Below are 14,032 nucleotides of genomic sequence, written 5' to 3' on the forward strand. Positions count from 1 at the left end.
GGGCCGTTACATACCCCCGCATCCCTGCCACGCCCCGCGCGCGGCAGGGATTTTTCATGCGCGTGCGCGGCCGCATTCGGCTGCAGATCGAAAACCCGTTATTGCAGCGCCCCGACGGCCGCAGTATCATCAATTCATTAAACGAATTATTAATTCGCAATGCGAATAACAAAACGGATCACCCAAGAATCCGTCCGCGCAACGCAAGCGCGCTCAACCCAGAAAAACAGGAGACAGGAATGAAGTTCAGCAAGATGGTGGCGGCAGCCCTGCTGGCCGCGGGCTTCGCGACGGCGACCTCGGCCGCGGAATGGCCGGACAAGCCGATACGCGCGGTGATCGGATTTGCGCCGGGGGGGCCTTCCGACATCGCGTTCAAGATGATGCAGGACGAGCTGAGCAAGAAGCTCGGCCAGCCCGTCATCCCGGAATACAAGCCTGGCGCCAACGGCAACCTCTCGCTGCTGGCCGCGGCCAGCGCGCCGGCCGACGGCTACACCATCCTCTGGACCAACGCGGCCACCATCGCCGTCAACCAGTACCTGTACAAGGATCTGAAGATCGACCCGGCCCAGGCCTTCGCCCCCGTCGCGCAATTGACCGATTCGCCGCTGGTGGTGGTGGTGCCCAAGGATTCGCCCTACCAGACCATGGCTGACCTGATCAAGGCGATCAAGGCGGACAAGCAGGCGACCATCACCTACGGATCGCCGGGCTACGGCAGTTCGGCGCACACCGCGGCCTCCTCGCTCGCGCTGGCCTTGAACACCAAGCTCACGCACGTGCCGTACAAAGGCAGCGCGCCCGCGCTGCAAGACCTGATCGCCGGACGGCTGACCTTCATGATCGACAGCCGTTCCAGCTCCCTGCCCTACATCAAGGACGGCATGCTGCGCCCCCTGGCGGTCAGCGGCGCCGCCCGCGTCAAGGATCTGCCGGACCTGCCGACCATCGCCGAATCCGGCGTTCCGGGCTTCAAGGTCACCACCTGGCAGGCCGTGGTCGTCCCCGCCGGCACCCCCAAGCCCATCATCGACAAGCTGGCCCGCGCGCTGGAAGAAACCGCCGCCATGCCCATCGTGCAGGAACGCTTCGAACGCATCGCCACTCCGCTGGTCAGCAGCTCGCCCGAGGCGTTCGCCAAATTCTGGGCGGAGCACCGCGAGGCCACCCGCGACCTGGTGGAACGCGCCAACCTGAAGCTGGAGTAAACGCATGAGCAACATCGACCTGACGCCCGAACAACAGGAGCTGCAGCACAGCATCCGCCGCTTCATGCTGGCGGAAGTGGCGCCCATCGTCGCGCAGCACGAAAAGGCGCGGACCTTTCCGTTCGAACTGATGCCCAAGCTGGCGGAGCTGGGCTACCTCGGCGGCAACCTGCCGGAAGACCAGGGCGGACACGGCATCGACATGCCCACCTGGGCCATGATGATGGAAGAACTGGGCTACCACTGGCTGTCGCTGCGCACCATCGTCAATATCACCAACGGTTCCATCAAGCGCCTGGCCGCCCACGGTTCGCCGGCGCAGAAAGAGAAGTACCTCAAGCCGCTCATGGCCGGCCGCCTCAAGGCCTGCACCGGCCTGACGGAGCCGAACACCGGCTCCAACATCGCCGGCATCCAGACGCGGGCCGACCTGGTCGGCGACGAGTGGGTGCTGAATGGTCGCAAGCTGTGGATCACCAACGGCTGCGACGCGGACTTCGCCATGGTGGTGGCGCGCACCTACAGCCCCACCTGCGAAGGTAAGCTGTCGACCTTCATCGTCGAACGCGCCCTGGCCAACTATGACGTGCGCAAGCTCGACACCATGGTGCTGCGCTGCACCGGCACGGCCGAACTAGGCTTCGCCGATGTGCGCATCCCCAGGGAAAACCTGGTCGGCGTGGAAGGCGCGGCGCTCGCCGGCACGCTCAAGGGCCTGGACGCCGCGCGCCTGAACATCGCCATGGGCGCCGTCGGCGCCGCGCAGGCGGCCCTGGACATGTCCATCGACTATGCCAAGCAGCGCGAGCAGTTCGGCCGCCCCATCGGCAGCTTCCAGCTGGTGCAGAAGCACATCGTCGACATGACGGTCCGCGTCGAAGCGGCACGCGCGCTGGGCATGCGCGCGGCCCATGCGCTGGAAGCGGGCAAGGACGTGCGCCAGGCCTGCTCCATCGCCAAGCTCTACGCCACCGAGGCCGCCCACGAAGTGGCCAACATGGCGCTGCAAGTGCATGGCGGGCTGGGCTACTCGGAGGAGTATCCGATCGAGCGCATCTTCCGAGATACGCGCGGCGGCATGATTCCCGAAGGCACGACGGAAATCCAGACGCTGATCGCGGGGCGGGAGATTCTGGGGATGAACGCGATAGCCTGAAGGGGAGCGCGCCCGCCCTCAGGCATCCCGCTCATGATTGGTGATGAAGTCCGGCGGCAACGCCGGACCCCACACATACAGCGAATCCTCCGGCGGATAATCCGCCGACGGCCACTGCTGTCCTTCGGCGATGAAGTCGATGTCGTACGAATACTCGGCGTAGCTGCCCCAGGGATCGCGCACATAGCGGAAGTAGTTCGAACCCAACACATGCCGGCCCACGCCCCAACCGTCCGCATACCCCGCCGCGCCCATCTGCTCCATGCCCTGCCCCACCGCATCGATGGACGGCACGCACCAGCTGCTGTGATGCAGGCCCAGGCCATGCGACTTGGCCAGCGCAATCAGGTGGTGATCGCTGCCGTGCGGACTGTGGATGAAGGCGATGGCATCGCCCGAGGTATCCGACACGCGCAGGCCGAGCGCATCCACGTAGAACCGCGTGGCCCGGACCACGTCGGCGCTGAACAACAAGATGTGCGACAGGTACAACGGCCGCACCTGCCGCACCTGGCTGCGCGCGGGCGCGCGGCCGGCGCCGCTGCTGGCCTGGGGCGGCTCTTGCGGCGCGGGGGCCGACGGTGAAGACTTGGCTGCAATCCGCAATTGCAGGGCCAGCCCGTCGGGCGCCTCAATCCAGAGCCCTGCGGGGTCGGCGCCCTGCGGCGCGTCGCGGCGGGCAATACCCTGGCGGTCCAGATGCACGGCGAACCGTTCCAGGTCGTCCGCGTGGATCCCCATGCTTACCCACAGCAGGCGCTTGCGCGCGCCCCGCAAGATGCGCGCCCAGCGGTGCGGATGGCCATGGGTGTACAACGCCAGGCAGCCGCCTTCATCCCGCACGTCCAGGCCGAAGCTCGAATAGAAGCGCCTGGCCTCTTCGAGATCGGGAACGCTGAACACGAACTCGTCCACCGAGTGCACGGCGAGCGGCGCTGTCTGCGCATTCGATTGCATGTCTGTCTCCAAGAATCTTGTTCTGGTTCTGGCAGGCTGCCCTGCCTTCACTGCTCGACGGCGACCTTCTGCGCCAGGCCCTGGTACAGCGCCGTCTCCGTCTGGTAGAAGTCCCGCATGTCCGCCACCGAGTTCTGCGCCACCAGCTCCATGCCGGTGGAAACAACATACTCGCGAAACGCGGCGTCTTCCATGGCCTGGACGATCGCGCGGTTCAGGCTGGCGACGGTTGCGTCCGGTGTCTTGGCCGGCACCAGGAAGGCGATCCACGTGCCGTACACGAAATCCCGCAGCTTTTCGCTGGATGCGGACAAGGGCGGCACTTGGGGCAGCTTGGGACTGGGCGCGGCGCCGGTCGTGGCGTAGGCCCGGATACGGCCGGACTCGATCAGGTCCAGCGTCGATCCGCCCAGCGGCAGGAAGCTCAGTTCTATCTGCCCGCCCATCAGGTCCTGCGTGACGGGCGGGACGCCCCGGTAGACGACGTGGTTGAGCTTGAACTGGCTTTGCCGCGCCCATTGCTCGCCCAATAGATGGATCATCGAGCCCGGACCGATGTGCCCGAAGTTCAGTCCCTTGTCCCCCTGGGCCTGCGCCAGCTGGGTCAGTTCGCCCAGGTTCTTGGCCGCCAGCGCGTTGCCGCCCGTCAGGATGTAGGGCAGCCGCGCCACCACCGCCACCGCGCGCAGGTTCTCCGCCCGATACTTCACATGCTGCATCGTGGCCGGGGTCAGGATGGGTTCGGTCTGGGACGCGATCAACAGCATGCGTCCATCCGCCGGCGCATTCAACACCCGTTGCGTGCCGATGGAACCGCCCGCCCCCGGTTGGTTCTCGACGATGATGGTCCTGCCCAGCGCGGCCTGCAGCAGCGGCTGCAGCTTGCGCGCGACGCCGTCCGTGGGATTGCCCACCGGCTGCGGAACGACAATGGAGACGGGTGGCGCGTCGGCCTGGGCGTGGGCGTTCACGCACGCCAGGATGCCGATCAGGAACAGCAGGCTCGCGGTCACGCCGCTACGCAGTGCTTTCATTGCTGGCCTTTCTGGTTGGACTCGTTGGAAAGCCGAAGCTGCCGGGGATCAAAGATCCTCGCTACGGCATCACTCAAGTTGCAGGCGCGACACCATGGGGCCGAACTGGGCGAACTGACTTTTCAGCAAAGCGCTCATCTGCTCGGGACTGGAACCGCTGGCCTCGGCGCCCAGCTCGGCGAGGCGCTGGCGGATGGCGGGCTGCTGCACAGCCTTGGACACGGCCTGGCCGATGCGCGCCACGACGGCGTCGGGCGTCTGCGCCGGCGCGAGCAAACCGTTCCATCCCTCGGTATCGATGCCGGCAAAACCCAGTTCGCTGGCGGTGGGCGTGTCCGGCAGGGACGGCGAGCGTTGCGGCGACGTGACTGCCAGCGCGGTCAGGGAGCCGGCCCGGATGTCGCTCAAAGACGAAGACAATTGGTCGCCGCCCATCTGGATGCGGCCCGCCAGCATTTCGCCCTTCAAGGGCGCCGCGCCCTTGAAGGGCACGTGCGTCATGGACGCGCCCGTCTGCTCCTGGAACCACATGCCGAACACGTGGATGTACGAACCGGGTCCCGTGGAGCCGTAGGCGTAGTGGGTGGAAGGATTCTTCTTGAGCAGGTCCGCGAACTCCTTCAGGTTGCGGGCCGGCACCGAAGGCGTGGACGTGATGACCAATGGCACGTTGGCCACCACGCTCACGCTGCGCAGGTCGGCCAGCGGATCGAAGTTGAGCCGTTTCGCGCCCTGCGCCACCAGGGCGGCCAGCGGATAGGAGATGTTGGCCATCAACACCGTGTAGCCGTCGGGCGCCGCCTTGGCGACGGCATCCGCGCCCAGCAGCCCGCCCACGCCCGGGCGGTTCTCGACCACCACGGGCTGCCCCAGCTCCTGCGACATGGGCGTTGCGATCAGCCGCGCGATCAGGTCGGTGGTTCCGCCTGCGGCAAACGGCACCACGATCTTCACTGGCCGCGTCGGCCAATCCGCGGCGCCGGCCACACCCAGGCTGGATGCCAGGCCCGCGGCCAACAACAGTCTGGCCCAACGGCGCCGGGCGGGATTGCTCACGGATGACTTCACAAAAGCAGTTGCGATTCGCATGTCTGGAGTTCCAAGAGTAGATCGTGGCCGTACGCCCCGGCGCGCCGATGGCGCCGGGACCGCTGCAGGCGTGGTGACAAACCTAGGCGGACTTCGCCTCGTCGCGGATGCGGTTGCGCAGCGTGCCGATGCGCTCGATATCCACCTCTACCGTGTCGCCGTCCTTCATGTAGAGCTTGGGCGTGCGCCCGAAGCCCACGCCCGCGGGGGTGCCGGAGAAAATGATGTCCCCAGCCTGCAAGGTAATGGCCTCGCTGACGGTCGAGATCACGGTGGCCACATCGAACAGCATGTCGCTGGTGTTGGACGATTGCATGGTCTCGCCATTGAGGCGGGTTTCGATCCGCAAACCGCTGCCGCCGGCCGGCAGCTCGTCGGCCGTGACCACGTACGGCCCCCAGGTTCCCGTGCCGTCGAAGTTCTTGCCCACCGTCCACTGCGGCGACTTGAACTGGTATTCGCGCACCGAGATCTCATTGCCCACGGCGTAGCCGAACACGTGGTCCAGCGCCTGTTCCTTGGCGATCCTGCGTCCGCCCTTGCCCAGCACCACGACCATTTCGCCCTCGTAGTCCAGCGTATCGCTGATGGCCGGACGCTCCACCACGGCGTCATGCGCGCCCAGGCTGGTCGACACGCGCAAGAACAGCGTCGGGTAATCGGGCTGGTCGTACGGGCTTTCCTTGGTGTGGTCGGCGTAGTTCAAGCCGACGCACAGGATCTTGGGAGGTTCGATCGACGGCGACAGAAAGGTCGCGGTGGCCGGATCGATGAACTGCGTGGCCGCGGCGGCCAGGCGCTCCAAATCGGCCAGCGTCTTGCCCTGGCGCAGCAGCGTGCCCAGATCGACGCCCGGAGCGGACAGCAGCGCCAGGCGGCCCTGCACGAGTGCGGCGGCGCGAGGAGCGCCGTCGATTTGTAGGGTGGCCAGTTTCACGAGATCTCCTGATGGGTGAGGGTTGGACGAAGAATATTTAATCTACCAAAATATATATATTCTGGTTTTCCCTGGATAACTTGAGCTTCATAGATAAAAACTTTATCGTTTCGCATGACTTCCGTTTCCACCCCATTCCGGACCGCGGCATCGGCCCTGGCCAATGACATCCGCGCAGACATCATCACGGGCAGCCTGCCCCCGGGAGCACGTCTGCGCATCAAGGATCTCTGCGAACGCTACGACAGCGGGGCGATTCCGCTGCGAGAGGCGCTGTCGCGCCTGGCGACCAGCGGATTCGTGGTCGCGGAAGACCAGCGCGGTTTCCGCGTGGCGGACGTCTCGGCGGAAGAATTGCTGGACATCACCGAAACCCGCATCCACATCGAATGCGAAGCGCTGCGCCGCGCCATCGCGCGCGGCAGCCTGGACTGGGAAGAGCGGCTGGCCGGCGCGCACTACCGCCTGAGCCGCCTGCCCCTGCACGCGGCGGACGGCTCCGGCTTGTCGGCTGAATGGGAACAAGCGCATTCCGCTTTCCATTCGGCGCTGATCAGCGGCAGCGATTCGAAGTCGCTCATCGCCATCGCCGAACTGCTGCGCGACCAGACGGCGCGCTACCGCTACCTGTCGGTACAGCTGAATGCCGGCGCCAAGAACGCCGCCTCCCCAAAGAAGGGCAAGGAACGCAACGTCGCCGACGAACACCGCAAACTGCTGGACGCCGCGCTGGCCCGCGACGCCGACACCGCCGCCGAGCTGCTGGCCCAACACCTGCGCCAGACCACCCAGCTGGTGCTGGCGCAAATTCCCAGCCACTAGCAAACGCCCCGCCCTGCGCCGGGCCGTCGGCCTCCCAGGGAGCAGCGCCGCTACTCACGTCAAAATCTCAACCTACCAAAAGTAAGTTACTATCGGTAGGTTAATTATTTTGATGGAGCGTAGATGCCATGCATGCGCTAATCGTTGTTGCACATCCCGATCCCGCGTCGCTGACCCACGCGGTGGCGCGACAGGTCGCGGCAGGCATTTCCGCTGCCGATGCCGGACTCACATTCGAAGTCGCCGACCTGGCCGCGGAAGGCTTTGACCCGCGGTTCACCCAGCCGGACGTGGCGTTGGCCATGGGCAAGGGGGACGCCCTGCCGGAAGTCGCCGCGGAACATGCACGGCTCGAACGCGCGGATGCGCTGGTGCTGGTCTACCCCGTGTACTGGTGGTCCTTCCCGGGCCTGCTCAAGGGCTGGATCGACCGGGTGTTCACCCAAGGCTGGGCCTACGAAGACACGGACGGCAAGCTGGTCAAGAAGCTGCAACGCCTCGACGTGCACCTGGTCGCGCTGGGCGGCGCCAACCAGCGCACCTACGCGCGGCACGGCTACTTCGGCGCCATGAAGACGCAGATCGACCACGGCATCTTCGGCTACTGCGGCGCCAACGTGGTCACGTCTGAATTGCTGCTGCCGTCGGACGCGGGCTTTCCCGCCGCGCATCTCGACGCCGCCCGGACCCTAGGCCAGAAGATCTTCTCCTCGCGTGCTGTAATCCGCGAGGAGGAAGTCGAATAATGACCGCAAAAACACCAAGCCCCGCCAAAGCCGCCCCCCAGCGCCGCCTGTCGCGCGACGAGCGCCAGCGCCAACTGCTGGACGTCGCCTGGAAGCTGATCAGCGACGAAGGCACGGACGCCCTGACCCTGGGGCGGCTGGCCGCGGAAGCGGGCATCACCAAGCCCGTGGCCTACGACCACTTCGGCACGCGCAACGGTTTGCTGGTGGCGCTGTATCAGGACTTCGACGTCCGCCAGACCGCGCTCATCGACGCGGCGATCGCCGCCAGCAAGCCGGCCTTGAAGGAAAAGGCCCGGGTCATCGCCGCAGGCTACATCGAATGCGTCATGACGCAGGGACGCGAAATACCCGGCGTGCTGGCCGCGCTGGGCGGCTCCCCGGAACTGACCGCGGTAAAGCATCAATACCAACAGGCCTTCATCAAGAAATGCCAAGCCATACTTGCGCCTTATGCCGGACCCGCGGGAGTTTCGCTGGCCGGCATGTGGGCGATGCTGGGCGCGGCTGACGGCCTGGCGCACGCGGCTGTGGCCCGGGACATCAGCGTGGATCAGGCGCGCGACGAGTTGACGGATACCATCGTGGCGATGGTCAAGCGCAGCAAATAATTCAGCGCAGCGGCATCGCCACCGGACGCAGCGGCGCCGCATCGCCGCCGCGGATCTTCAGCGGCCCGCCGATGAAGGCGAATTCATAGACCTGGTCGCGCGACAGCTCGTCCAGTGCCGCCAGCTCGATGATGGGCACGCCCTTCTGCGCCAGCAGATAGGTATGCAGCGGCACATAGTCGTCGGACACCTCCGACGGGAAGGTCTCGAAACTGAGGTTGTCCGCCCCCAGAATCATGGCGCCGCCCTCCTCGACCAGATAACGCGCAGCGTCCAGGCCCATGCCCGGCGGCTTGGCCATGTAGGCCGCCGGATCGTTGTACAGCTTCATGCGGCCGGTGCGGATCAGGACAATGTCGCCCTCGCGCAGCTCGGTCTTCTGGCGCGCCAGCGCGGCTTTCAGGTCCTGTCGGGTAATGCGGTACTGGTCGGGCAGCATCTCCACGCCCTTGAGCGCGGCCACGTCGATCAATACGCCGCGCGCCACCAGCGGCGGGAACTTCTCGATGCCCGTGCGCTTCCAGCCGCGGTCCCCCAGATGCTCGTCGGCGCGAAAGCCGTTCCAGATCTTGCCGTGGATGCCGAAATGGTTGAGCGCATCGATGTGCGTACCGGTGTGGCTATACATCGAGAACGCCGTGCCGGTGTAGCTGCGCATCGCGTTCATGTCCTTGCCCACGCCCATGGGGTCGTCGACTTCGGTGCCGCGCGGCGTGTGCGTCATCCAGAACTGGTAGTGCGGATCGCCCGCGTCCTGCCAACTGGGCATGCCCACGTAGTATTCCGTGGCCAGGTCATAGACCTTGCCGCCGGCCACGCGCGACATGACCGCGGCGCGCGATTCGGGCGTGATCAGGTTAAGGCGGCCGATCTCATCGTCCGGCCCCCAGGGGCTGATGCCTACTTGCTGTCCGGAGGCAGGCGCGCGGGCGGGTGCGCCGTGCGCGAGTACGTTGAAGCTCAAGGCGGCGCCCAGCGCCAGGCCAAGAAGTTTGCGGGTGTAGCGGATAGTCATGATGCACCTTGTGCGTGTGGTTTCCGTCCTGCGGACGGAAAAATGGAAAGAAGGAAAACGCGGGCGGCGCCCCGATGCACGGCGATCAAGCCTCGACTGCGGCGGGCATCAGCGCCCGCAGCCTGTCCCGCAGATCGGCCGTGGACATGGTGTGCAGGCGGGCCCGGTGCGGCCCGGCGATCAACGTGGGAATGGAGTCGATGGCCAGCCGCGCGGCGGCGGCGCGATCGGCCTGCACCCGCTGCAAAACCTCCCCGCCCCGCATGAGGGCGGCGAATTCGCCCCGGTCATGGCCCAGCCCGGCGGCGATGTCCAACAGCACCGCGCTATCGCCGACGTTGCGGTGCTCGCTCAAGTGGGCATGCTGGATCGCGTCGAACATGTCCCAATGGCCCGCGTCGCCGGCCAGCAGATGCGCGGCCTGGCAAGCCAGCGCCCCGGCCATCCCGCTGGGATAATCGAATGATTCGGCGCGCATGCCCTCGACGTCGATGCGCGGCTGGTCTTCATGGCGGGCGCAGGCTTCCCAATGGCCCAGGATCACCTGCTTGGCGCGCGGCATCGAGCCGAACACCTGGCACATCTGTTCAGGCGATTCTTGCAGCACGAAGCTGCGCTGGCGCACGGCAATGCCCAGTTCGGCCGCGACCTGGCGCAGGCGGGGAGACATGACATAGCACCAGCCGCAAACCACGTCATGGAAGAAGTCCACGGTCAGCGGCGCGGCGGGTGCGCAATTGGAGGTCGAAGTCATGATGGCGTCCATCTCGTTTCAATGGACGCCAGCTTAAGGACGGGCCGGCGCGGGAGTAAGGTGTCCGCCGGCAGGACTTTATTAGCTGCGCGTCAACAATCGCCGCGCATGGCCGCCGGCAGATGCTCCGCCATGAAATCCACAAAGGCCTTGACCTTGGGCTGCAGGTGGCGGCTGGTCGGATAGACCGCGTAGACATGGCGAGGCGCGGCGGGTTGTTGGGGCAAAACGCGCACCAGCCTGCCGCTGGCGATGGCGGGCGCGGCCAGGAACGACGGCAAGGCGCCTATGCCCAGCCCCTCTTCCAGCAGGTCCCGCAGCATCAGGCTGTTGTTGACCTGCACCAGCGCGGGTCCGGCCAACGGATCCGCCTGCTGGCCCGCATCCTCGTCCGCAACCGCGCCAGGGCTTTCGGCCAAGGAATAGCTGAGGATGTCATGCCCGCGCAGCGCGTCCACGCTCTCCGGACGGCCGCGGCTGTCGAGGTAGGACGGCGCCGCGCACAGCACCTGCGTCAGCGACGCCAGCCGGCGCGCGATCAAGGAAGAATCGTCCAGCTGCGCGCGCAGCCGTATCGACACGTCAAAACCCTGCCCCACCGCATCGACCAACCGGTCTTCCATCGCCAGGTCCAGGCGCAGTTCCGGATACTGGCGCAGAAAGCGCGCCAGCAGCGGCGACAGCACGCTCAAGGCAAACGAGACCGGCGCGTTCACGCGCAGCCGCCCCGACACCAGGCGGGACTCCCGCTTGACGGATTTCTCCAGCGCGTCCAATTCGTCCAGCAACCGGCAGCATTCGGCGTAGTACGCCGCACCCGTGTCGGTCAGGCTCATCTTGCGGGTGGTGCGCTGGATCAGCACGGCGCCCAGGTGAGCTTCTAACGCGCGCAGCTGCTTGCTGAGGCCGGCGGAGGACATATCCAGGTCCTCCGCCGCCTTGGCCAGGCTGCCGAGTTCCACGATGCGCCGGAAGGCGCGCATGTAGTTGAAGGTGTCCATAAAGGTAACGAATAGAGACGAATTCCCAGATTTTCCAGGCATATCGGACATTTTCCAAACGAGGGACTCCAGTGCGACCAGCCCGGCTCGCGCCGCGGTGCATTTATCATCAAACCTGCAGCGGCGTTGCGACCGCGATCGCGCGCCGCCCTTTTTTACCGAGGTCACACAGGAGATTCTCTAGTGGCGAGATCCGCAACGACAGCATCGACAGCATTCTTCCGCCTTCACGCCGTATGCCTTTGGCGGCGCCGCAGGGAAAGGCCCCGGCTGGCAATCCTGCTGCTGGCGGCAATGCTGAGTTGCCTGTTGTTCACCTGGCAAGCCAAGGCGGCAACGCCACTGCTGGCACAGACTCCCCCCGCATCCGCGCCGGCGCTCACGCCGAATGCCCTGGCGGACTTGCTGGAAAACCCCGAAGCGCGCAAGGCGCTGGTGGACGAACTGCGCGCCCAGGCCTCCGGCGCAAAACCCGCCGCTTCCCGTTCCGCGGGCGCGGCCTCCGCGCCCGCACAGCCCGCCGAACCCGGTTTGCAGGAACGCATGGCCGACAACGTCCAGCGCTTCCTGACCGGCCTGGCGACCGACATGGGCCAGGGCGTGGAAGACATGCGCGCGCTGGCTTCGGGCGGCAGCCTGGGCATGGACAGCGACGCTGCGGGCCATGCCTTGAAGCCGCTCGCGCTGGCCGCGGCCGCCACCATCCTCGCCTTCATCCTGCTGCGGATGATCGCCATGTACGTCTACGGACGCATCGACCGTTGGGTCGCCGAACAGCGCCACGCTCCCGAAGCGCCGCCCAGGCGCGGCGCGCCGGCCTCCATGCGAGTGCTGTCCCGGCGCGCGGGCGCGATCGTGGGCGCGCTGGCCATCGATGCGGGAGTGGTGCTGCTTGCCGCCATGGCAGGCGGCGCGGCGGCGCTGTGGGGCACGCCCGGCCGCGGCGCGCTGGACGCGCTGGCGGCGGTGTTTCTGCGCGCCTTCGTCTCGGTGGAAATCGTCAAGGTGCTGATCCGCACGGTATTCGCCGTCAAGCATCCGCACCTGCGCCTCTTGCCCATGACGGACGAAAACGCCAGGTACTGGAATGCGTGGCTGCTGCGCATCGCCACCGCGGCCGGCTACGGCACGCTGCTGATCGACCCCGTGGTCTCGGCCTCGCTGTCGCCCGCGCTGGGCCGGCTGGCCAACCTGCTGATCATGCTGGCCGTGTACGTGTATGCGGTGCGCGTCATCTGGCGCAACCGCCAGACCGTGCGCGGGCACCTCGACCGGCGCGCCGCCAGCGCGACGACGTTCATGGGTTCGCGCTTGCACATCCTGGCGCGCGTGTGGCATGTGCTGGGCATAGGCTACTTCACCATCCTGCTGGTGGTCAGCCAGGTGGACCCGACCAACGCCCTGCCCTTCATGGCCCGCGCCACCGCGCAGACCCTGCTGGTCATCGGCGTGGGCAGTCTGCTGATCCTGCTGCTGAACGCCGCGCTGGCCAAGCCCATCAGGCTGCCTGACGACCTGCGCAAGCGCCTGCCGCTGCTGGAGGCTCGCGTCAACGCCTACGTGCCCGCCACCTTGAAACTGGTCGGCCTGATCATCCGGATCGTGCTGGTGCTGCTGGTCCTGGACGCGTGGCGCGCCTTCGACCTGTCGCGCTGGCTGGCCTCGGATGCCGGCGGCGCCGCCATCCGGATGACGGTGAACATCGTCATCGTGCTGCTGATCGCGGCGCTGGCCTGGACCGTGATCGCCAGCATCATCGAGCACCGCCTCAGCCAGAGCGAAGGACGCGGCATGCCCAGCGCGCGCGAACGCACCCTGCTGGCGCTGTTCCGCAACGCGGCGCTGATCGTCATCGTGACGATGACGCTGATGGTGCTGCTGTCGCAGATCGGCATCGATGTCGGCCCGTTGATCGCCGGCGCCGGCGTGGTCGGCCTGGCCATCGGCTTCGGCGCGCAGAAGCTGGTCCAGGACATCATCACGGGCATCTTCATCCAGCTAGAGAACGGCATGAACGAGAACGACGTGGTGCAGGTCGCGGGCGTGTTCGGCACGGTGGAGAAGATGACGATACGCTCGGTGGGCATCCGCACGCTGGACGGCGGCTACCATCTGGTGCCGTTCTCGTCGGTGGACGTCGTCGCCAACCACATGCGCGACTTCTCGTACCACCTGGGCGAGTACACCATCGCGCATCGCGAAAGCGTGGACGACGCGATCTTGCATCTGCGCGCGGCCTTCGCCGAGCTGATGACCGACACCGTGCTTGGCCCCGAGATCCTGGAAGACATCACGGTTGCGGGCGTTACCGCGGTCAACGAGAAGGGCGTGACGATCCGGATCCTGATCAAGACCACGCCGGGCATGCAGTGGGCCGTGCAGCGCGGCTACAACCGGCTGCTGAAGAAACACTTCGACGCCGCCGGCATCGAACTGCCTTATCCGCATACCGTGGTGTACTTCGGCCAGGACAAGCGGGGCTACGCGCCGCCGGCGAATGTCTTCGTGCAGGCCGAGCGTCCCGACGAAGGCGAGGACGCCCGCGCCGCCGGCCACACCCGGCGTCCGCTGGAGCCCGCGCCGCGAGGCGAGGACTCGGCCGAAGTGCTGGGCAACGAGCTGGAGGCGCGCGAGGAAGGCGAAGCGCCGCGCGCGTAGCAGACGCGCGTGGCAAAGGCGAGTAGCGGCGCGCTTGCGCG

13 protein-coding genes are annotated in these 14,032 nt (G+C 66.5%); 6 read left to right on the forward strand and 7 right to left on the reverse strand.

Annotated elements, in window-relative coordinates; all coding sequences use genetic code 11:
* Window positions 1-239: 239 nt before the first annotated feature.
* Window positions 240-1,211, forward strand: coding sequence for a Bug family tripartite tricarboxylate transporter substrate binding protein (locus tag ACZ5YA_RS16495; RefSeq protein WP_280014576.1), 972 nt, complete (start codon window positions 240-242; stop codon window positions 1,209-1,211).
* Between the two features lie 4 nt (window positions 1,212-1,215).
* On the forward strand, window positions 1,216-2,367 hold the full coding sequence (locus tag ACZ5YA_RS16500; protein ID WP_059371450.1) for an acyl-CoA dehydrogenase family protein: 1,152 nt from the start codon (window positions 1,216-1,218) through the stop codon (window positions 2,365-2,367).
* Between the two features lie 18 nt (window positions 2,368-2,385).
* Here ACZ5YA_RS16500 and ACZ5YA_RS16505 read toward each other — a convergent pair whose 3' ends face one another.
* From ACZ5YA_RS16505 to ACZ5YA_RS16520, 4 genes are all read right to left on the reverse strand, one after another.
* Entirely contained in the window at window positions 2,386-3,324 is a 939-nt protein-coding gene (locus ACZ5YA_RS16505; RefSeq protein WP_118931318.1) for a VOC family protein, read from the reverse strand.
* A gap of 47 nt (window positions 3,325-3,371) precedes the next feature.
* Window positions 3,372-4,358 carry a tripartite tricarboxylate transporter substrate binding protein gene (locus tag ACZ5YA_RS16510; RefSeq protein WP_464092793.1) on the reverse strand — a complete coding sequence of 329 codons (987 nt, stop codon included), beginning with the start codon at window positions 4,356-4,358 and terminating at the stop codon, window positions 3,372-3,374.
* Window positions 4,359-4,427: 69 nt separating this feature from the next.
* A complete protein-coding gene (locus ACZ5YA_RS16515; protein ID WP_464092794.1) occupies window positions 4,428-5,414 on the reverse strand; it encodes a Bug family tripartite tricarboxylate transporter substrate binding protein in 987 nt (328 codons plus the stop codon).
* 115 nt (window positions 5,415-5,529) lie between these two features.
* Entirely contained in the window at window positions 5,530-6,384 is an 855-nt protein-coding gene (locus tag ACZ5YA_RS16520) for a fumarylacetoacetate hydrolase family protein (protein WP_118931321.1), read from the reverse strand.
* A 114-nt stretch (window positions 6,385-6,498) separates the two neighbouring features.
* On the opposite strand from ACZ5YA_RS16520, the gene ACZ5YA_RS16525 reads away from it, so the two are divergent.
* From ACZ5YA_RS16525 to ACZ5YA_RS16535, 3 genes are all read left to right on the forward strand, one after another.
* A complete protein-coding gene (locus ACZ5YA_RS16525) occupies window positions 6,499-7,206 on the forward strand; it encodes a GntR family transcriptional regulator (RefSeq protein ID WP_059371445.1) in 708 nt (235 codons plus the stop codon).
* Between the two features lie 128 nt (window positions 7,207-7,334).
* A complete protein-coding gene (locus ACZ5YA_RS16530) occupies window positions 7,335-7,952 on the forward strand; it encodes an NAD(P)H-dependent oxidoreductase (RefSeq protein WP_464092795.1) in 618 nt (205 codons plus the stop codon).
* Window positions 7,952-8,563, forward strand: a complete 612-nt coding sequence (locus ACZ5YA_RS16535; protein ID WP_464092796.1) for a TetR/AcrR family transcriptional regulator — start codon at window positions 7,952-7,954, stop codon at window positions 8,561-8,563. The genes ACZ5YA_RS16530 and ACZ5YA_RS16535 overlap by 1 nt, the downstream gene beginning before the upstream one ends.
* A gap of 1 nt (window position 8,564) precedes the next feature.
* Here the strand turns inward: ACZ5YA_RS16535 and ACZ5YA_RS16540 are convergent, their stop codons facing one another.
* The 3 genes from ACZ5YA_RS16540 to ACZ5YA_RS16550 all read right to left on the reverse strand — a co-directional run bounded on the left by ACZ5YA_RS16540 (window position 8,565) and on the right by ACZ5YA_RS16550 (window position 11,333).
* The gene (locus tag ACZ5YA_RS16540; protein ID WP_059371442.1) at window positions 8,565-9,578 is read right to left on the reverse strand and encodes a cyclase family protein; all 1,014 of its coding nucleotides are present in this window, start codon (window positions 9,576-9,578) and stop codon (window positions 8,565-8,567) included.
* A gap of 85 nt (window positions 9,579-9,663) precedes the next feature.
* The gene (locus ACZ5YA_RS16545; RefSeq protein WP_464092797.1) at window positions 9,664-10,332 is read right to left on the reverse strand and encodes a DsbA family oxidoreductase; all 669 of its coding nucleotides are present in this window, start codon (window positions 10,330-10,332) and stop codon (window positions 9,664-9,666) included.
* Between the two features lie 92 nt (window positions 10,333-10,424).
* On the reverse strand, window positions 10,425-11,333 hold the full coding sequence (locus ACZ5YA_RS16550; protein WP_464092798.1) for a LysR family transcriptional regulator: 909 nt from the start codon (window positions 11,331-11,333) through the stop codon (window positions 10,425-10,427).
* Between the two features lie 294 nt (window positions 11,334-11,627).
* On the opposite strand from ACZ5YA_RS16550, the gene ACZ5YA_RS16555 reads away from it, so the two are divergent.
* Window positions 11,628-13,991 carry a mechanosensitive ion channel domain-containing protein gene (locus ACZ5YA_RS16555; RefSeq protein ID WP_464092799.1) on the forward strand — a complete coding sequence of 788 codons (2,364 nt, stop codon included), beginning with the start codon at window positions 11,628-11,630 and terminating at the stop codon, window positions 13,989-13,991.
* Window positions 13,992-14,032: the final 41 nt, after the last annotated feature.

It is taken from the genome of Achromobacter sp. JCM 18799, assembly GCF_055395645.1.